At 67.5% G+C, this 20,241-nt stretch carries 14 protein-coding genes; 3 read left to right on the top strand and 11 right to left on the bottom strand.

Annotated elements, in window-relative coordinates:
* The first annotated feature begins 22 nt into the window (after positions 1-22).
* The 3 genes from ACWDTS_RS09775 (at position 23) to ACWDTS_RS09765 (ending at position 4,458) form a co-directional block, all read left to right on the top strand.
* Positions 23-865: a glucose 1-dehydrogenase gene (locus ACWDTS_RS09775; protein WP_450118043.1), complete on the top strand. Its 843-nt coding sequence runs from the start codon at positions 23-25 to the stop codon at positions 863-865.
* Positions 866-869: 4 nt separating this feature from the next.
* A complete protein-coding gene (locus tag ACWDTS_RS09770) occupies positions 870-3,020 on the top strand; it encodes a molybdopterin-containing oxidoreductase family protein (RefSeq protein WP_450118042.1) in 2,151 nt (716 codons plus the stop codon).
* A gap of 76 nt (positions 3,021-3,096) precedes the next feature.
* A complete protein-coding gene (locus tag ACWDTS_RS09765; protein WP_450118041.1) occupies positions 3,097-4,458 on the top strand; it encodes an MFS transporter in 1,362 nt (453 codons plus the stop codon).
* Between the two features lie 167 nt (positions 4,459-4,625).
* On the opposite strand, the gene ACWDTS_RS09760 is transcribed toward ACWDTS_RS09765, so the two are convergent.
* The 11 genes from ACWDTS_RS09760 to ACWDTS_RS09710 form a co-directional block, all read right to left on the bottom strand.
* A complete protein-coding gene (locus ACWDTS_RS09760; RefSeq protein ID WP_197251413.1) occupies positions 4,626-5,366 on the bottom strand; it encodes an SDR family oxidoreductase in 741 nt (246 codons plus the stop codon).
* Positions 5,367-5,373: 7 nt separating this feature from the next.
* On the bottom strand, positions 5,374-6,897 hold the full coding sequence (locus tag ACWDTS_RS09755) for a class I adenylate-forming enzyme family protein (RefSeq protein WP_420750311.1): 1,524 nt from the start codon (positions 6,895-6,897) through the stop codon (positions 5,374-5,376).
* 104 nt (positions 6,898-7,001) lie between these two features.
* On the bottom strand, positions 7,002-8,621 hold the full coding sequence (locus ACWDTS_RS09750; protein ID WP_450118040.1) for a 4Fe-4S binding protein: 1,620 nt from the start codon (positions 8,619-8,621) through the stop codon (positions 7,002-7,004).
* Positions 8,618-9,850 carry a 3-hydroxyacyl-CoA dehydrogenase NAD-binding domain-containing protein gene (locus tag ACWDTS_RS09745; protein WP_450109107.1) on the bottom strand — a complete coding sequence of 411 codons (1,233 nt, stop codon included), beginning with the start codon at positions 9,848-9,850 and terminating at the stop codon, positions 8,618-8,620. Before ACWDTS_RS09745 ends, ACWDTS_RS09750 begins: the two co-directional genes overlap by 4 nt.
* A complete protein-coding gene (locus tag ACWDTS_RS09740; RefSeq protein ID WP_450109106.1) occupies positions 9,847-12,075 on the bottom strand; it encodes a molybdopterin-dependent oxidoreductase in 2,229 nt (742 codons plus the stop codon). Before ACWDTS_RS09740 ends, ACWDTS_RS09745 begins: the two co-directional genes overlap by 4 nt.
* Complete coding sequence (locus ACWDTS_RS09735) at positions 12,065-14,188, bottom strand: molybdopterin-containing oxidoreductase family protein (protein WP_197251418.1); 2,124 nt, start codon at positions 14,186-14,188, stop codon at positions 12,065-12,067. Before ACWDTS_RS09735 ends, ACWDTS_RS09740 begins: the two co-directional genes overlap by 11 nt.
* Positions 14,189-14,381: 193 nt before the next feature.
* A complete protein-coding gene (locus ACWDTS_RS09730) occupies positions 14,382-15,758 on the bottom strand; it encodes an MFS transporter (RefSeq protein ID WP_420750306.1) in 1,377 nt (458 codons plus the stop codon).
* A gap of 30 nt (positions 15,759-15,788) precedes the next feature.
* The gene (locus ACWDTS_RS09725; protein ID WP_450109105.1) at positions 15,789-17,354 is read right to left on the bottom strand and encodes a class I adenylate-forming enzyme family protein; all 1,566 of its coding nucleotides are present in this window, start codon (positions 17,352-17,354) and stop codon (positions 15,789-15,791) included.
* 209 nt (positions 17,355-17,563) lie between these two features.
* Positions 17,564-18,793 (bottom strand): CaiB/BaiF CoA transferase family protein, encoded by a 1,230-nt coding sequence (locus ACWDTS_RS09720; RefSeq protein WP_248675097.1) that lies wholly within the window; start codon positions 18,791-18,793, stop codon positions 17,564-17,566.
* Entirely contained in the window at positions 18,790-19,452 is a 663-nt protein-coding gene (locus tag ACWDTS_RS09715; RefSeq protein WP_450109104.1) for a PaaI family thioesterase, read from the bottom strand. Before ACWDTS_RS09715 ends, ACWDTS_RS09720 begins: the two co-directional genes overlap by 4 nt.
* A 10-nt stretch (positions 19,453-19,462) precedes the next feature.
* A complete protein-coding gene (locus ACWDTS_RS09710) occupies positions 19,463-20,230 on the bottom strand; it encodes an enoyl-CoA hydratase/isomerase family protein (RefSeq protein ID WP_450109103.1) in 768 nt (255 codons plus the stop codon).
* Positions 20,231-20,241 lie beyond the last annotated feature (11 nt).

The raw sequence follows: 20,241 nt of genomic DNA, 5'->3' as shown, positions 1-20,241 counted from the left end.
GGACGACGACCGAAGGAGTCCCATGACGAACCTCGACGGCAAGGTAGCCCTGGTGACGGGTGCCGCCAGCGGAATCGGTGCGGCGACTGCGCACACGTTCGCCCAGCGCGGGGCCCGCGTGGTCGTCGCGGACATCGACGACGCACGCGGCGAGGCCGTCGCCTCCGCACTCGGCGACCGCGGCGTCTACCTGCACACCGATGTGCGCAACGAAGCCGAGGTGGAAGCCGCCGTCGCGCTCGCAGTCGACCGGTTCGGCCGGCTCGACTGCGTGGTCAACAACGCGGGCCGCGTGGGCGCGTGGACGTTCCTCGAGGACACCACGCTCGAGGAGTGGGAGAACGGATTCGCGGTGCTGGCACGCAGCGTGTTCCTCGGGACCAAACACGCCGCACGGGTCATGCGCGAGCAGGGATCCGGCAGCATCATCAACGTCTCGAGCGTCGCGGGCGTCCGCACCGGGTTCGGTCCGCACCCCTACAGCGCAGCGAAAGCCGCTGTGCTGCAACTGACCCGAACCGCAGCAGTAGAGCTGGCCGAGTTCCGGATCCGCGTCAATGCTCTGGTCCCCGGCGGCGTCGCCACCCGCATCGTCGGCCACGGCGCCGGACTCGAGGACGACGCGCTCGATCGCAGTGTCGAGGCCGTGCGGCGCAGCCTGACGAACTTCCAGCCCATCCCCCGCGCGGGCGAACCCGAGGACCTCGCCCACGCCGCGGCGTTCCTCGCCTCCGACGACGCCGAGTTCGTGACGGGCCAGACCCTCGGGGTCGACGGCGGCCTGACCCTCGGCAAGAAGTGGCCGTCCAACTATCGAGAGGAAGCCCTCGCGGCGTCGTCGCGCGCCGCGACGGTCGGTGGATGACCGGATGACCGCGCGCCGGGTCCACACCTTCTGCCGCATCTGTGAACCGGGTTGCGGTCTCGTCGCCGATGTCGAGGACGATCGGGTCGTCCGGTTGCAACCGGACCAGGACCATCCCGTCCACAAGGGCTTCTCCTGCCACAAAGGTGTGCACTATCTCCGGGTGCACGACGATCCGAACCGCCTCGACCGGCCACTCAGACGCACGAATCCACGCAGGACCGAGGCCGGCGACTTCGAACCGGTCGACTGGGACGATGCCGTCGGCGAGATCGCCGCCCGCCTCGAAGACATCCGCCGACGGCACGGACGCAATTCACTGGCGATCTACCAGGGCAACCCGTCGGCGTTCAACGGCACCTACTACGCCAACGCCGCGGCGCTCGCACGCGGATTCGACACCCGGATGCGCTTCAGCGCCGGCACCCAGGACACCTCCGCGAAATACGCTGCGAGCGAGGCGATCTACGGGGCATCGATGGCCCACCCGATTCCGGATCTGCTGCACACCGACTACTTCCTCTGCCTGGGCAGCAATCCTCAGGTCTCGCACATGACGCTGATGCACGTCTCGGACCCGATGGGGAAGATCAAGGCGGTGAAGCGCCGGGGTGGGACCGTGCTCTTCGTCAACCCGCGGCGGATCGAGTCGTCGGGACCGGACACCGGCAACGTGCTGTTGATCAAACCGGACACCGATTTCTACTTCCTCGCGGCGATGCTGCACGAGATCGTCTTCCGGATCGGATACGACCGCACCGAGATCGAGAAGCACGCACGCAACATCGACGGACTGCTCGAATTCGTGCGGCGCTATCCGGCCGAGCGGGTGGCCGCGGTGACCGGCATCGAAGCCGACACCATCAGGCAGGTCGCCGACGACTTCTGCGCCGCGCCCACGGCGAGCATCTACATGGCGACCGGCGTGAACCAAGGACGTCAGGGTGCGCTGGCGTACTGGATGCTCAACATGATCAGCTTGTTCTCCGGCAACCTCGGCAGGCGCGGCGGCAACATCTACTCGCGCGGCATGACCGACGTCGTGCAGAATTCGAAGCGCAGGCGCGAGGATCCGTTCTTCTCCAGCAGCCTCGGAGAGACCCGCACCGTCGGCGGGGATCTTCCCGCGGCGCGGCTCGCGGAGTACATCGAGAATCCGGACGATCCCATTCGGGCGTTGATCGTGATCTCCGGCAACCCGCTGTTGTCGGTGGGCGGCGAGCAAGAACTCCGCCGGGCTCTGGCGAGTGTCGAGCTGATCGTCACCATCGACCTGTATCGCACGGTCACCGGGGAGATCTCCGATTTCGTTCTGCCCGCCACCGACTGGCTCGAGCACGAGGACGTCAACTTCCTCAACACGATGGGCGTGGCCTTGGAGCCGTACGTGCAGTACACCCCCGCGGTGGTGCCGCCGAAGGGTGAACGTCGCGACGACTGGTGGATCCTGTCTCGGATCCAGCAGGAGATGGGCGTCACGACCCTGCTCGACGCCCCGGATCCCGATCCTCTCGCCGCGGCCGATGCCGCGATGCGCGATGCCGGTCTGAGCATCGAACTCCTGCAATCGATGCCGTGTCAGACGGCGGTGCTGCCCGAGGCGGTGCCGTCCCACGTGTTCACCATCGCGGTCCAGCACGACGACGGCCTGATCGATTGCTGTCCACCTGTTTTCCGGCGCGCTTACCGCACCGCCGAGGACATCCTCGAGGAGCTGCGTGCCGAGAGCGCGGACCAGCTCAAGCTCGTCACCCGCCGCACCCCGTACATGGTGAACAGCTGGCTTCACAACCTTTCGATCTTGAAACAAGGTGTGCACCAGGATAATCCGCTGTGGATGAACCCCAAGGATGCGGAACGGCGCGATCTGGCCGAAGGCGATCACGTCACCGTCCGCAACCGGTACGGCTCGATCGACGCCGTGCTGGAATACGACGACGGGCTGCGACCGGGCGTGGTGGCGATGACGCACGGCTGGGGCCAGCGCACCGCTCGCAGCCTCGACGTGGCGCGGCATCACCCGGGCGTGAACGTGAACAACCTCTCCCCCACCGGAATCGGTGCGTACGACATCCTCAGCAATCAGTCGCACCTCACCGGAATCAACGTCGAGGTCACGCGGAGCGAGAGCAGCGCACCCGATAGACAAATCTAATGACTGTAGCTAATGTGGTCGGCGTCACTTCACGATCCGGGCCTCTCGCCCACCATCCCCCAACGCGAGGTTTCGCATGACCGAACGTACAACTGTGCCTGCAGACTCCCCTGCAGGCACCCATCCCGGACACTCCCGCGCGGACTCGCGACGCGCGAGCCGCGCCGCATTCGTCGGGACTCTGCTCGAGTACTACGACTTCAGCCTCTACGCCTCAGCAGCGTCGGTGGTCTTCGCCAGCGTGTTCTTCGCCGGCTCGAGCCCCCTCCTGGGAACGCTCCAGGCGGTCGGTACATTCGCCGTCGGATTCCTCGTCCGCCCGTTGGGCGGAGTGATCCTCGGCAGCCTCGGCGACCGCCTCGGTCGCAAGCGCATCCTCGTCTTCACCCTCGTTCTGATGGGTGTCGCAACCCTGCTCGTCGGTCTGCTGCCGAGCTACGCCCAGATCGGCTGGGTCGCACCGGCTCTGCTGGTGTTCCTGCGAATCCTGCAGGGCATCGGCGCCAGCGGTGAGTACGGCGGTGCGGCCCTGGTCGCCGTCGAGTTCTCACCCGAGAAGAAGAAGGGCCTGATGGGCTCGTTGCCCGGTATGGGCGCGGCGCTCGGCGGTGTGCTCGGAACGCTCTCGCTGCTCGTGGTGTCGTCGCTGATGTCCCAGGAAAACTTCCTCGCGTGGGGTTGGCGCATCCCGTTCCTGTGCAGCGTCGTGATCCTCGCCTACGGCCTGCGGCTTCGCCGCAGCCTGCCCGAGACACCCGCCTTCCGTGAGATCGAGGAGAGCGACACAGTCTCGAAACGTCCGCTCCTCGACGTTATCCGGCAGCAGCCGCGCGCCCTGCTGACCGTGCTCGTGATGACCATCGGCCAGACCGGCATCGGCTACTTCTACATCGTGTTCATGGGCACCTTCGGCAAGAACCAACTCGGCTACGGCGGCACCGAAGTCCTCGTCGGTCTCATCGCTGCGCAGCTCACGAACGCCGCTCTGATCCCGATGTTCGGCTCCCTGTCGGACCGGGTCGGGCGAGCGCCTGTGATCATGTTCGGCTTCCTCTACAGCGCCGCGTTCGCCTGGATCGGCATCTCGCTGCTGTCGGGCGTCGGCACTCCCCCGCTGCTGTACTGGGTGGTCATGGCCGCCGGCAACGGCATCGGCGTCGCCGCCATCTTCGGCCCGATGGGCGCATACGTCATCGAGCTGTTCCACACCCAGCACGCATACAGCGGGCTCGGTCTCGGCCGTGAGGCCGGCAATGCGCTGGGTGCGGCGGTCGTCCCGGTCATCGCGGTCGCGCTTGCCTTCGACGACACCACCGTGTGGCTCAGCCTCCTGGTCTGCGTCGTTTCGCTGCTCGGCTTCGCGGCCACCCTCCTGTCCCGCAGCCGACGGTCCTCGGTCCGGTCCCAGGACGACGCCAAGGCCCCGGTGTCGGTGTAACACACAGGGTTCGAGGACGGGCCCCGGTCGATACGACCGGGGCCCGTCCTCGTTTCGGCGTCGGCTCGCCGGCGTGGGCCGGCCCGCTCCATGACGACACAAAGAAGTGCGACCCATGCCGATCGAATCGGCATGGGTCGCAGTAGGTTCGAGCTTCAGATCGAGTTTCAGACGCCTACCGGGCCGCCCCGCCACACCCCGATCTCCTCGCCGGAGACGTCGGCGGCGTTGTCGCTCACCAGGAACGACACGGTCGAGGCGATCGACTCGGGCGGGATCGACGGCCAGTGCTTCGTCAGTGCTTCCACACCCGCTTCGCCGCCCGACGAGACGATGTCGGTCGCGACGAACCCGGGCATCACACAGTTGACCGTGATGCCACGCCGCGCCACCTCCTGGGCCATCGTCTTGGCCATGCCCACGAGGCCGGCCTTCGCCGCGGAATAGGCGCTCATGCCGGGCGCGGGGCGACGACCACCCGACGGACTGTTGACGAAAACCACTCGGCCCCAGCCCTCTTCGTACATGGCAGGAAGCGCGAAGTGGGTGCAGTAGAACGCCCCGTTGAGATTCACCGAGACGACCTCGTCGAATTCCTCGGGGCTCTGCTTCCGGGCCGCACCGGCCTTGTTCATCCCCGCGTTGTTGACGAGGACGGTCGGGGCACCCAACTGCGCGGTCGCGTCGGCGATGAGCCGTTCGGCGTCGGCAGCCTTGGAGATATCCGCCTGAATCGCCACGGCCCGACCGCCGTCCGCGACGATCTTCGCCACGACGTCCTCGGCGTCGCGCGCACTGCGCGAATAGTTGACCGCAACGGCGAATCCGTCGGCGGCGAGGCGTCGCGAGACGGCAGCACCGATACCCCGTCCTCCGCCGGTGACGACGGCAACTTTCTGTGAATCCACTACTCGCTCACCGTACCTTGTCGTAGTTGTCGGGCACGTCCGCGAAGGAGTCGCGCAACTGCCGCTTGGCAATCTTGCCGCTGGCCATCCGGGGCAGCGGTTCGTCCAGGAACACGACGTAGCGCGGCACCTTGTAGTCGGCCAGCCGGTCGTTGCAGAAGTCCACGACCTCGGATTCCTTCATCTCCGTGGTGGCCCTGACCAGCGCGGCCGGCGTCTCACCGAACTTGGCGTCGGGAACGCTGATCACGGCGACCTCTTCGACACCGGGGATCTGGTTGATGACGGACTCGATCTCGGCGGGTGAGATGTTCAGACCACCGGAGATGATCATGTCCTTGAGACGATCGACGTACGTGAGGTAGCCGTTCTCGTCGAGCTTGCCGAGGTCGCCGGTCTGGAGCCAGCCGTCGACGAGGGCGGCGCGGGTGGCCTCCTCGTTGCGCCAGTACCCCGGCATCATGCCCGGACCGCGCAGCAGGATCTGCCCGGTTTCGTTGGGCGGGAGGTCGTTTCCTTCGGCGTCGACGACCCGGATCTTCGTGAAGATCCCGCCCCAGCCGCACTTGTCGGGATGCTCGGCAGCCTCCTCACGGGGCATCGCCGTCGCCGAACCGCCGATCTCGGTCTGACCGTAGATCTGCCGCAGCGCCACCCCCTGCTCCTGCCACTTGCCGAGCAGGTCGACCGGGACCCGGGCGCCACCGACGTGCGCGGTGATCATGTGACTCAGGTCGGCCTCGGCGAATCCGGGCACCTTCGCGATCTGCTCGAACAGGATGGGCGGCCCGGTGAGGGTGTTGGCCTTGTCCTCGGACAACACCTTCAGCGCCTTCGCCGGATCGAATCCGGGCTGAAGGAACAGGGTTCCGCCCTGCAGGACGACGCGCGAAATGCCCCAGATGATCCCGGCGGCGGTGAAGAGCGGCAGCACCAGCAGCGGCCGCAGGCCGTTGGGCTGGATGGGTTCCATGAGCGACCACTCGTGCATCTCGCCGGCGATCGTGGCGTGGGTGAAGATCACGCCCTTGGGTCGTCCGGTGGTGCCGCTGGTGAACACGATGGCGGTGGGGGTATCGAGATCGACGACCGGCGTGCGGTACCGCTCGTATGCACCCCCACGCAACGGACGAACATCCTTCTCGAACACCGCGATCGAGAACGTGTTGCGCGCCTGTTGCACCTCTTCGAGGCGGGGCAGCAACGCTTCGTCGCAGTAGACGACGGTGGGCTCGCAGTCCTCCACGAGGGTGGTGAGTTCACCTGCCAGCATGCGCTGGTTGAACCCCACGGAGATGGCACCGACCTTCATCGCGCCGAGCGACGCCACGGCCCACTCGAGGCTGTTGACGCCGAGGAAACTCACCCGATCGCCGGGGACCACGCCGCGGGACGCGAGGTCGTGCGCGACCCCGTCCGCCCAGGTGGACAATTCCGCGTAGGTGACGACGTCGCCGTCGAAGTCGATCGCCGCCAGATCCGGCTTCGACCGAGCCCAGTAGGTCAAAGCATCTACCACGGTGCCGCTCATGCAAACCTCCAAGATGAATCGCGTCGATCGCGGGACCCGACCCGGTGAGATGCAGGTCACATCCGCGCGTTAAATCTAATGTTTGTTGTTTATTGGGGCAAGTCTCACCTACCGCCCGGACCGCCTGCCACCGAGAGCATCGACTCGACGTCGACCAGCTTCTGCCGGGCACGGCCGAGGCGTCGCCCCTCGACGCGTTCGTGCCGGTCGATGCGCTTCCAGCCGTCGACTTCGATGGCCGTCGGGCACCGGCTCTCGACCAGTGAGGCCAGCTCGTCACGTGCACGGTTCGGCCGAGGAAGCAGCGCACGCGAGTGATCGGCGACCACAGCCTCGACCGTTTCGGCGGCGCAGTACCGGTTGGTGCCGATGACCCCCGTCGGACCCCGTTTGATCCAGCCGGCGACGTACAGGCCCGGCACCGGACGGTCGCCGGCCGGATCGATCACCCGACCGGCGACGTTGGGTACCGTCCCGCGCTCGTCGTCGAACGGAAGACCCGGAAGCGGGCGGCCACGGTAGCCCACGGCACGCACCACCAGCGAGGCCTCGAGGTCGGCGTCGGTCCCCTCCCGTCCGTACGGCGCGATCCGGATGCCCTCGACGTGGTCGCCGCCGAGAACCTCGACCGGCGCTCCGTCGAATCGCAGCGTGATCCGCCGGCGGCCCCGGCCGGGAACCCGTCGCGCATAGTCCGCGATCGTCCGAAGCTTGACCGAGGCGCCCTCGGGTGCCTCGTACCCCCCGTGCACGGTGACGTCGACCTCCGGCAGCGACCCCAGAGCGAGCAGCTCGGGGGTCGTGAACGCCGCGTGCTCGGGACCGCGGCGACCGAGCACGACCACTTCCTCGATCGCACTGTGCCGCAACGCTTCCAGCGCGTGCTCGGCGATGTCGCCCGGCACGAGGCGTTCGGGGTCGCGTGCCAGGATGCGCGCCACGTCCAGCGCGACGTTGCCGTTGCCGACCACGACGGCCCGGCGTCCCGACAGGTCGAACGTGCGGTCTGCGTGGTCGGGATGCCCGTTGTACCAGGCGACGAATTCCCGTGCGGCCACACTGCCCGGCAGGTCCTCGCCCGGAATTCCGAGCTTCCGGTCGTCGGACGCTCCGCTCGCGTGGATCACCGCGTGGTGATGGTCGAGCAATTCGTCGACGCCGATGTCGCGGCCGATCTCCACCCCGAAGAAGGCGCGGAACCCGGTGCGTCCTGCGGTACGGGCGAACACCCGCTCGACCGCCTTCGTCGTCTGGTGGTCCGGGGCCACCCCGTAGCGGACGAGCCCGCCGGCGACGGGGAGCCGTTCGAACATGGACACCTCGACGTCGACGTCGCGCCGTTTCAGCAGCTCCTCGGCCGCGTAGAAGGCCGAGGGTCCGGACCCCACGATCGCCACCCGCAGCGCACCCGGCCGGTCGGTTGCGGTGACGGGTTCCGCCGGTACCTCTCGGGGGCCGGACGCGGTCGGGTTGTCCGCGAAGTACGCGGCATTGAGTTCCCGGTAGATCTCGGTCTCGGCGGTGAGGTCACCGTCGGGAACGATCGCGTCCACCGGGCACACGTCGGCACAGGCGCCGCAGTCGATGCAGGCATCGGGGTCGATGTAGAGCATCTCGGTGCGGGCGTACTGCGCTTCGTCGGGGGTCGGGTGGATGCAGTTCACCGGGCACACCGCGACACACGTCGCGTCGTTGCAGCAGGATTGGGTCACTACGTATGTCATGGCCACTCCGGTTGTTCGTTGAATTGCGGACCCGGCTCGGGCGGGAGGAAACGGTCGCCGTAGCGATCGGCGAGTTCGTGCGCGCGGGCCGTGAACCCGTCGATGCCCCCTGGGTAGGCGCGGGCGAACGAGACGACCCCGCCCGTGTGTGCGGGAAACCCGATGCCGAGCACCGAACCGCTGTCCGCGTCGGCGGCGGAAGCGACGACACCCTCGGCGAGACACCGCAACGCTTCGACCACCTCGACGAAGAGCAACCGGTCGCGCATGTCGTCGATCGGGATCTGCTTCACCGGACCGAACGACTCGCGAAGGCCGGGCCACAACCCGATGCGCGCGCCGTCGGCGTCGTAGTCGTAGAACCCGCGGCCCACCGATCTGCCGCCACGGTCGTGGTCGTCGATCATGCGTGCCCGGACCCGGTCCGCACGGGTGCCGTGCCATGTGCCGCCCGCGTCCTCGACTGCAATTCGGTTCTCGCGCTGCACGTCCCGGTTGAGCGTCAGCGAGATCTCGTCGAGCAGCTGCAGCGGTGGAACCGGGTATCCGGCGTCGGTTGCCGCGCGTTCGACGACGCCCGGATCGATTCCTTCCCCGACCGCGATCATCGCCTCGTCGAGGTAGAGTTCCATCACCCGGCTGGTGAAGAATCCCCGGCTGTCGCGCACCATGATGGGTGTCTTCCCCAGCAGCCGCGCATAGGCCAGCGCACTGGCGAGGGTGCTCTCGGCGGTGCGCGCGCCGACCACGGTTTCCACCAGCGCCATCCGGTCGACCGGGGAGAAGAAGTGCATTCCCACGAAACGCTCCGGGCGCGCCAGCGCCGACCCGATGGTGGTGATCGGCAAGGTCGAGGTCGTCGAAGCGAGCACGGCGTCCGGCGCGGTGACCGATTCGACCGCCCGCAGGACCTGCTGTTTGACCGCGACGTTCTCGGCGACCGCTTCGACGACGAGCGCCGCCTGCGCCAGATCCTCGGTACGTGCGGTGGGCCGGATGCGGTCGAGCAGTGCCTGCGACACGGCTTCGCTCGTCGTGCCCGCACGGAGGGCACGTTCTTCCCGTCGCGTGGCGTACGACTTGCCCCTGCGTGCGCCGTCGTGCGTCCGCGCGAACAGGACCACGTCGGCTCCCGCCCTCGCGCACGTGTAGGCGAGGGCGGCCCCGATCATCCCCGCCCCGACGACTCCGATCGTGGTGCCCGCCAGGGTCCCCGGCTCCGCGGTCATGCCGGCACGCTCTCGATGCGGGCGACGTCGACGGCGAATCCGTTGAAGATCGGGGTACCCGTCAACGGCTCGACCACCATGTCGTCGACCAGGGCGTTGACGTTGGCGCCGGGCGCCGCGGCCGAGCGGGTGGTGCGCAGCCCCGCACCGTCGTGTCCCCACCCGTGCGGGAGGCTGACCACGCCCTGCCGCATCGAGTCGGTGACGTGCAGTTCCGCGACGATCGACGCGGTCTTCGACGTGACGCGCACCGTATCGCCGTCGACGAGGTCGCGCGCCGCCGCGTCGACCGGGCTCATGAACAGGGCGCACTGCCCCGAATCCGGTTGCGGCAGCGCATTGTGCAGCCAGGAGTTCATGCCGCGCCGTTGCCGCCGGTTGATGAGGACCAGGTCGGGAACGGGTTGCTCAAGTGCGTCGCGCAGACGGGACAGGTCGGCCACCAACTCGATGGGCGCGAGATCGATCCGGCCGTTCGGGGTCCGCAGCACCTCCGGCACTCGCGGTTCCAACGGCCCGTAGTCGATGCCGTTGGGGTTGCGTTCGAGCAGCTCGAGGGTCAGGCCGCCGGGCCCGGCACCGAACCGGTCACCGTACGGGCCGCTGCGCAGCCGCAGATCGAGCAGCCGTTCGGGGCCGGTGCGATCGCCGGTGGCCCGGACCACGTCGTCGAGATCGCGGCCGGCGAGTCTCGCGGCGCGTCGGATCGCGGTGGCGGCGACCTCCTCGTCGAGCTCGGCGATCGGGCGGTCGGGTTCACCCCTCACGATTGCCGTGAGCCGCAACAGAATCTGCCATTCGGGCATCTGTCCCGGGCCGGGCTCGAGCAGAGGCGCCGAATAGCGGGCCACGTTGCGCACCTGGAAGTGAGTGATCGCGAGGTCGTGGTGTCCGCGGGTGGTCAGCGGCGGGGGCGGCAGGATGACATCGGCGTGCCGGGTCGTCTCGTTGAGATAGCCGTCGATGCACACCATGAAGTCGAGATCGGCCAGCGCAGCCTCGACGGCTCGGCTGTTCGGGAGCGACCGGGCCGGGTTGCCGGAGATCGTGATCAGGCCGCGCACCTGTCCCGGCCCGGGGGTGAGGATCTCCTCGGCGAAACACACCGCGGGAATCTCCCCCATCGCCTCCGGCATGCCGCGCACTCGCGATCGCCATCGATCGAAGACACGTGGTGCCTTCGGGTTTGCGGGCCACGTGGTGGGTCCGCCGGCGGGCGGGACCGGGAACATCGCTCCGCCCGGCCGATCGAGATTGCCCGTCACGACGTTGAGAACTTCGATCATCCAGTTCGCGATACTGCCGAACTCCTGTGTGCACGAACCCATTCGGGAATGCGCAACGGCGGCGTCCGCAGCCGCGAACTCGCGGGCGACCCGGCGGATCTCGTCGGCGTCGAGTCCGCAGATTCCCGCGACCGCTTCGGGGGTGAAGGGCTCGGCGAGACGGAGAACGTCGCCGATGCCGTCAGTGTATTCGCTCAGGCGGCCGGGAGCGGCGAGACCTTCCGCGGCGATCACCGACACGAGCGCGAGCAGGAAGAAGGCGTCGGTTCCGGGCCGGATGGCAAGGTGGCGGTCGGCGATCTCCGCCGTGCGGGTGCGTGCCGGATCGACCACCACCAGCGTGCCGCCGCGCGCACGCAAGGCGTCGAGCCGCTTGCCGATGCCGGGCGCTGTGATCGTACTTCCGTTCGATACAAGCGGATTCGAACCGAGGATCAACAGGTAGGACGTGTGGTCGATGTCGGGGACCGGCATCCCCAGTCCGGTTCCGTAGAGCAGCATGTTCGCGTAGTTCTTCGGCAGGGTGTCGATGCTCGCGGGCGAGTAGACGTTGCGGGTGCCGATGGCAGCGATCAGCGGGTGCGCGTACAGCGACGGGTCGAGGTGGTGGGCGGCAGGGTTGCCCGAGTACACGGCACAGCTGTTCGGGTCCGCCGCGATGATCGGAGGCAGTCGTCGGCCGATCTCGGCGAAGGCTTCGTCCCACGTCGCCTCGCGGAAGCCGTCCCCGTCGCGGATCAGGGGCGTGCGGATGACGTCGGGGTCGTTCTCCAGCCGCGCGAGGCCCAGTCCCTTGGCGCAACTGTGTCCGGCGCTGAACACGTCGTCGGGGTTGGACGTCACCGACGTCACGGTGCGTCCGTCCAGTTCGAACAGCAATCCGCACGTGGCTTCGCACAACGGGCAGATGCGCACCCCGACGGTCTTGTCAGCGAGCACTTGCACACACCTCACGTTCGATGGTCACGGGTACTGCGGTCAGTCTGGGCATTGCGTTGATGGTCTGGACCCGGTCGTAGCCGGTCAGGTCGTTCACGTTGCTCCCGGCGACCCGAGGGTCCGCCTCGGTGTCGGAACCACCCCAACAATGGGTCATCGACACCGTGCCCGGGCCGACGCTCGGGTCGGTGTGCGCGACGGCCCGGATCCGTCCGTGGGCCGAGCGGATCCGGACGATGTCGCCGTGTTCGATGCCCAGTCGCTGCATGTCCTCCGGATTCACGCCTGCGGGGTTGTACCCGTGGCGTGGTAACCCGCCGATCTCCCGGCCCAGCGAGTTCATCAACTCCCGCATTCGCCGCACCGTCAGGCGCATCGGAAACTCGTTGATCCGGATCGATTCGCCGAGTGCAGCGGCGATTTCCCCGGCGACGTCGTCCGGGCACAGCGAAAGGCGATGTCCGGCTGCGTCTTCGGATGGCGGGCCCACCACCTTGTCGTCGGGAGGCGCAAGCATGCCACGTGGCGCTTTCTTCAACTCGGCCACGGGAATGCGCCCGCGCTCGGCGAACATCGCGAGCAGTTCCTCCGAGGTCGGCGGTGCAGCCGGATCCAGCACGCGCCCGGCGAATTTGATCGACCGACCGGACGCGGCGGCGAGGCGGAAGTAGAACTCCCAGTCCTCGATCACGCCTTCCGGCGGCTCCACGATCCGCGGGGTGTACTGCGCGAAGGGCCGCGCGAAGAAGAACTCCATCAGCAGCGTGTGGTCGGGACGCTCGTACGCCATGGTCGGCGCGATCACGTAGTCGGCGAGCTGCGCGGTATCCGACATGCGGGTGTCGACACACACCAGCAGGTCCAGCGCACGCAGTGCCTGTTCGGCTTTCACCCGGTCCGGCAGTGCCCGTGCGGGATTGCCTCCCGAAACCACCAGGGCCCGCACCCGGTCGGGGCCGGGCTCGAGGATCTCGTCCGCGAGAATCCCGGACGGCAGTTCCCCGTTCATCGTTCCGATGCCGCCGATGCGGCTGCGGAATCCCGACTCCCAGGTACGAGCTGCAGAACGAGCCTCGGCCCGCGCCGGGACGTCCCGCGCGAGCACGTTGTGGTTGGGCGTCGCCTCGCCTTCGCGCAGGTACCGGCCACAGACGACGTTCAGGCACGCCACGAGATGCTCGGCGAGGTTGGAATGGGGGCCCATGCACACCCCGGTGCCCGTCGTCGCCATGCCCCGGGGTCCCGCTGCGAACAGCCTGGCTGCCCGGATCACGTCGACGGCGGGAACACCCGTTGCTTCCTCGGTGCGCTCGGGGGTGGCCGGCGCGACCGCGGCGGCGAGGGCGTCGAGGCCGTCCGCGAAGCGGTCGCAGAACTCCCGGTCGTGGCGGCCTTCGGACAGGATCACGTGCAGCAATCCGGCGAACAGCGCGGCATCCGTCCCGGGCCGCAGCTGCAGGTGCAGATCGGCGCGAACTGCGGTCTCGGTGCGTCGCGGATCGACGACGATGAGCTTCAGTCCGCGGGCCCGCGCGTCGCGGATCGAGACCGACGGGTTGCGGGTGATCGCGCCGTCGCCGTCGCCTCCGTTGAGGGAGACCATCGGGTTCGTGCCCGCGAGCAGCCACACGTCCGCCGTGTCGAAGCGCTGTCTTCCACCGAGGTACTCCCCCATCCGCGCCTGCACGACCCACTTGGCGGACTGGTCGATCGTCATGGTCGAGAAGAGTTTGCGAGATCCGGTGGTGCGGAACCACGCTCGCGCCATCGGTCCGGTCAGCGCTGCGAAGTTCTGCTGGGTGCCCATGAAGAGACCGAGCGAGTCCGGGCCGTGCTCACCGGTGATTGCGGCGATCCGCTCGGCGATCTCCGCGATCGCGGTATCCACCGGAACGGGCTCGTAGTCGCCGTTGCGGGTTCGGCGCATCGATGTGGTGAGCCGGTCCGGGCCCTGGAGGAAATCGCCGCCCCGACGGCCCTTCGGGCACGAGTAGCCGCCGGACAGCGGGTGCAGGCCGTCGCCGACGATGCCGACGATGCGGTCGCCGTCGACCTCCACACGCACCCCGCACGACGCGGGGCACAGACGGCAATAGGACAACTTCACCGGCACCGGTTGCTCCCTCCGCGGTTTTCGGGCAGAGACAATCGCCCTGCAAAGACGTGACCACCACCACACATCGGGCTTAATCTAACATCTGTAGTTAAACACTGCAAAAGGTGTCGGGCGGGCAACGTCGTCGTCGACACAGCACAAGGCCGTTCACCGACAACGTGGTGTCGGTGAACGGCCTTGTGGTCCAGTTCTATTCGGCTTCGACCAAGCTTGGAGTTGCGGCCGCCGCGACGCTGTCGTCACGCCCTGGTCGCCGACTTCGGAGCGCCAGGACGCCGAGCGTCACCACAGCCAGCAGCGTCGGCACGATCGTGAGCAGGAAGATGCTCTTGGCATCCAACCCGGCCGCGATGAGCAGCGCACCGATCGCCGGCCCCGCGATCGAACCGACTCGTCCGATGCCCATCGCCCAGCCGACACCCGTTGCGCGGACCGCGACGGGATACACCGTTGCCGCGATCGCGATGATGCCTGCCGAACTTCCCGACATGCCGAACCCGACGAAGAAGACCGCCACCAGGAGAAGCCATCCGCTGCCGAGCAGCAATGCGACCGCTGCGGTGAACACGGCGCCGAGGGTATAGCCGGCCATCACGACGACGAATCCGTTGCCGATCCGGTCGGTGATCCGCCCGAACGTCAGCGCACCGGTCATCCCACCGAGATTGAACAGCGACGCCGCCACGAGGGCGGTCGATGCACTCCGGCCGCCCTCCCCGAACAGGGTCGGCATCCAGCTGAGCAGGAAGTAGATGACCAGGAAGTTGATGACGAACACGCCCCACAGCAGGACCGTGTCGGCCGCGCGGCCGGAGCGGAACAGGGCGCCCACCGGCGACTTCGTCGCGACCGCCGCGTCCTGGATGAACCGGGTCGCGGCGTCGATACGCGCCTCGGGTGCGATCTCGCCGACGATCTGCACGGCCTCCTCGTGGCGCCCGCGGGCCACCAGGAACTTCACGGATTCCGGCAGCCATCGCAGGGCCGCGACCACCAGGATCAACGGCAGCACACCACCGAGGACGAACAGCGACTGCCAACCGAACCTGGGGATGAGGAATGCAGCGCCGAAGCCACCGATGAACCCACCCAGCGACATGCCCGCGATCGTCACCGTCACCATCGTCGCGCGGATCCGTGCAGGGCTGTATTCACTCACCATGGCAACAAGATTCGGTGTCACTCCACCGAGCCCGAGGCCCGCGATCACCCGCAGCACGATCAGCGCCGGCATCGAGGTCACCACCGCAGTGGCCAGCGTGAACACCGCGAAGATGACGGTGCACGCAATGATGATCTTGCGCCGACCGTAGCGGTCGGCCAGCGGGCCGAACAACAGACTGCCCACCACCATCGCGCCTGTGCTCAGCGCGAGCGCGAAGCCGAACGATGCCGGTGCGATGTCCCAGTCCTTGGAGATCGCCGGAATGACGAACCCGATGAGTTGCGCGTCGATGCCGTCCAGGATCGCGAGACCCAGGCACAGCGCCAGCACACGCTTCTGCAGGGACGACAGAGACGAACGGTCGATGAGCGCGGTGATGTCCACATCGCGAGTACCGCTCACGTGCGTGTCCTCTCGGAGAAGGGATGGAGCTCAGGACCGGGACGTGGCAGCGTCCGCGGTGGATACATCCTTGGGCACCGGGATGGCGTCGACCGGCGGCGTCTGGAATCGCTCCCGCAGAACAGCTTTCGCCAGCTTGCCGGAGAAGGTGCGGGGCAGCGGCTCGTCGAGGGCCACCGCGTGCACCGGTCGCTTGAACTTGGCGAGGTTGCCGCTCGACACCGAGGTGATGTCGCGGACGATCTCCTCCGCCGGACGTTCGCTGTGGAAGACGACCATGGGAACCTCACCCCACCGGTCGTCCTTGACGCCGATCACGGCGAGATCGACCAACCCCTCGATGCCGTGTAGCACCTTCTCGATCTCGGCCGGGTACACGTTCAGGCCGCCGGAGATGAGCATGTCCTTGCTGCGATCGACCACCTTGAGGAAGCCCTCCTCGTCCTGCAGGCCGAGGTCGCCGGTGTGCAGCCAGCCGTCGACGAGCGTCGCCGCCGTGGCCTCCGGCTTGTTCCAGTACTCCCGCATGACGTGCTCACCGCGCACCAGGATCTCGCCCACCTGGTGCGGCTCGGCGAATCCACCGTTCTCGCCCGCGATGCGCAGCTGCGTTCCGGCCAGGGCCAGCCCGGCAAATCCCGGACGGGTTCGAGCATCCTCGTAGTTCAGCGTCGATGCCATGCCGGATGCTTCGGTCAGTCCGTATGCCTGCGTCATCGGAACGCCACGGCTCTGGTAGAAGTCGAGCAGGTCCAGGCTGATCGGTGCGCCGCCCGCGCCGGCGAACGTGAACTTCGCGAGCTTGCGCCTGCCGAAGTCGGGCAGCTGCGTCATGCGCTCCCAGATGACCGGGACGGTGGTGGTCGCGGTGATCTGTTCGCGCTCGAACGTGTCGAGGGCGATGGCCGGGTCGAACTCGCGGAGCAGCACCATGGTGGATCCGGGCAGCACCACGAGTTGCGCGAAGATGGACAACACGGAGCCGGTGTAGACCAGCGGAGCCGAACACATGACGCGGTCACGACCGGAGATGCCGTGACTGAGCACCTGGGCGATGCCCGGGGCGAGCGCACTGCGGTGCGTGATGAGCGCGCCCTTCTGGACCCCGGTCGTGCCCGACGTGTAACAGATGAACGCCGGATCCGAGGGGTGAATCTCCACGCTGGGAGCCTCACCGGGTTCGAGCAGCTCGGTGTACTGCCGATGATCGGTTCCGCCGATCGCGAAGATCTCGAAATCCGTTTCGGATGCCGCGACTTCGAGCAGGGGCGCCAGCTCGTTCTCGACGATCACGACCCGAGGGGCCGAGTCGACGATCATCGGCGCCAACTCCTTGCCGACCAACCGGAAGTTGAGCGGGACGCTGATCGCTCCGAGCTTGAGCGTGGCCAGGACGACGTGTGCCAGCTCGGGACGGTTGAGCATCATCACGGCGACACGATCGCCCTTGCGCACGCCACGGGCTGCGAGCCCCCGCGCAAGCGAGTCGGTGACCGCATCCACCTCGGCCCAGGTCTGGGAAGTGTCCCCGAAGACGATCGCTTGCTGGGTGGGACGAGTCTTGCCCCAGTATCGAACCAGATCGGCCAGATTCATTCTGTCTCCTCGTGCCGGCCGTGGCGGCGTAGCCCGCTCTCGCTCACGACTGTCGAAATGTGCGGCTCCTGCCGAGCCTGTCCACCCGTCCAAGATCCCCGGGCGCGGGATGCACACTCACCGAGAGTGTGAGCGCGGTCACCGGGGACGGGACGAATCTAACATGCGTAGGTAAACGGTACAACCGAATCTGCCGGGCATTTTCTCACCTAACCGCGAGCGGCCGCGCTCCTGCCGGACGGATCGCCGGAACCGTCGTGGCACGACAGGCCGGCGAGCACCTCGTCGGTGTCCGCGCCGAACTTCGGAGGCAGTGCCGGCGCGAATTCCTCCCCAGACACCCGGATCGGGCTCGCAACGAATTCGAGTTCACCCACGCCCTCGTACTCGACGCGGTAGGTGTTGGAACGGCTGGCGAAGTGCGGATCGGCGATCATGTCGCTGACCGAATTGACTGGCCCACCTGCGATCTCGTGCTCGAGGAACAGCGCGAGCCATTCGTCGCGCGTGCGCTGCAGGAAGATCTCCCGAAGCTCCCGGTACACGTGATCAGCGCGCGCCGACGCCTCGGCATCGGTACTCACGAGATCTATCTCCAGCAGATCCGGGCGGTCCACCGCGAGACAGAAGTTGCGCCAGAACTTCTCGACGTGCGAACCGAACAGCATGGCTTCGCCGTCCTTCGTCCGGTACGCCTCGAGACGCGGCCAGTCGGGCAGGCGCCCGTCCGGCAGCCAGGTGGGACGCGGGATCGACCGGTCCTTGTTGAGTTCGGCATCGATCAGATCGGGCATCCACGCTGCGGCGACGTCGATTCCCGCCACCTCGAGCCGGCAGCCCTCCCCGGTGCGGCCCGCCCGGTGTACCGCGGCCAGCAGGCCCATCGCGCCGTACGCACCGAGCGCGTACATCGCCATCGGTGGCGTTGTCCCACCGGCGATCCCGTCGATCGGCGGCTCCTCGGGCGTGCGAACCTCACGGAGCCCCGCATAGGCGTCGAACACCGGCCCGCCGGTGCCGAGTTGGCTGTACGGGCCGTCCGACCCCATGCCCGACACCGTGCAGAAGACGATCCTCGGATTCACCTGTCGCAGTCGGTCGTATCCGACGCCGAGCCAATCCAGGTAGCCGCCGCGCATACCTTCGACGACGGCATCGCACGTGCGGGCGAGTTCCAGGAATGTGCGTTTTCCCTCGTCGGTGCGCAGATCGAGCGCCACGCTCTTCTTCCCGCGGTTCCACCGCAGATGCATGAACGAGGGTCCGTCCTCGTCACCGATCGCGCGGCTGCCGCCCACCCGCACCGGATCTCCCAGCGGCCCCGACTCGATCTTGATGACTTCGGCTCCCAGATCGGCGAGGTGACCGCCGACCGACGAAGGTGCCAGTTGCGCGACCTCGAGGATGCGCATTCCCTCGAGGAGGGAGTATCCGCTCATTCCGTGCCTCTTTCGGAAATATTCAGTGTCTGTTCGGGTTTCAACTCGACCCACAGGCCTTCGGCCTCTGCGACCAGTGTGTCGCCGTGGTACATGGCTCCGCGCATGAACCGCTTGCGACCGTCCTGTCGCACGAATTCCGCCTCCACCCGCAGTTCGACGTGGAGCGGAGCAGGCGCCCGGAAGTCCACATGGAGATAAGCCGTGCGAGCCCACGGACGCCCGAAACCGTTCGCGAGCCGAGCCATGATCTCGTCGAAGATCAGCGGCGTGACACCGCCGTTCATCGCGTAGCGGCCGGAATGGAAGCGGCCGACCGTGACCCGTCCCCGAGCGGTCGTTTCCGTCACCTCGTCGAGATGCAACGGGGGCGCAAGGGCCTGGCCTCGTCCGGCCAGATCCCATCGATGGCCCGGGATCTGGTCGTCCTCGCCGACCTCGTGTTCCTCCAATTCCGTTGCTATGGAACGGAGTTTTCCCGCCATTGCCGATGCCGTCGCGGGGTCGGGACGCGATCGCGTGAAAGCCTCCTGCACCGCACGCACTGCGGCAACCAGTTCGGCGAACTCGTCGTCGGCCTCGGCCGTCGGGGTGAACGGATCATCCCAGTTCGGATCCCAGATATCTATCGATGCGCTCGCACGGTTCAGAACGTCCATGATGTCCCTCTCACACGGTTTCCTCACGGGCACCGAAGAATTCCGTGAACATGTCGCCGACGGCGCGCGGCCGCAAGGTGGTGCGCGCGACCGTGTTCTCGCGGTCGTAGCGACTGCGCAGATCGCGTCCGTGTCCGGCGAGCAGGAGCGATTTGATCTCCCTGATCGCCTCGGGCGGTTGCGCCGCTATCTGCGCTGCCGCCTCCAACGCGGCCTCGAGCACGTCGCCGTCCCCCGCGTAACGAGTGAGCAGGCCGATGCGGTAGGCCTCGTCGCCGGCGACCGCGCGCGACGTCATGAGGAGATCTCGCGTCTGCCCCGCTCCGATCAACGTGTCGAGAATCCACGTCAGATTCGCGCCACCGTACTTGGCGGCGGTCACCGTGAACCGCGTCGACGCGCCTCCGACCCGCAGGTCGGAGCACGCCGCGAGTAGGGTTCCCCCGCCGTACGATATGCCCTGAACTGCAGCGATCGTGGGTTTGGGAAATTCGAGGTATCGCCACAGCAATTCCTCGCGCTCGAGCATCGCCTCCAGGTTCTCCTCCGACGACAGCACGGCGAGTTCCTTCAGGTCGTACCCCGCAGAGAAGGCACGATCCCCCGCCCCCGCGATCACGACGACCCGGACGGTGTCGTCGGCTGCGGCCCGCGTGAGCGCCGCATCGAGTGCTCGTTGCATCGACAGGGAGATCGCGTTGTGCGCCTCCGGACGATTCAGCGTCAGCTGCAGCACGCCCGGCCCGGGCGACGACTCGAGTAGTTCGCTCGTGGTCATGCCGCTCGGGG

The organism is Rhodococcus sp. NPDC003383, from assembly GCF_053589115.1.
This window is presented reverse-complemented; position numbering and strand designations above follow the sequence as displayed.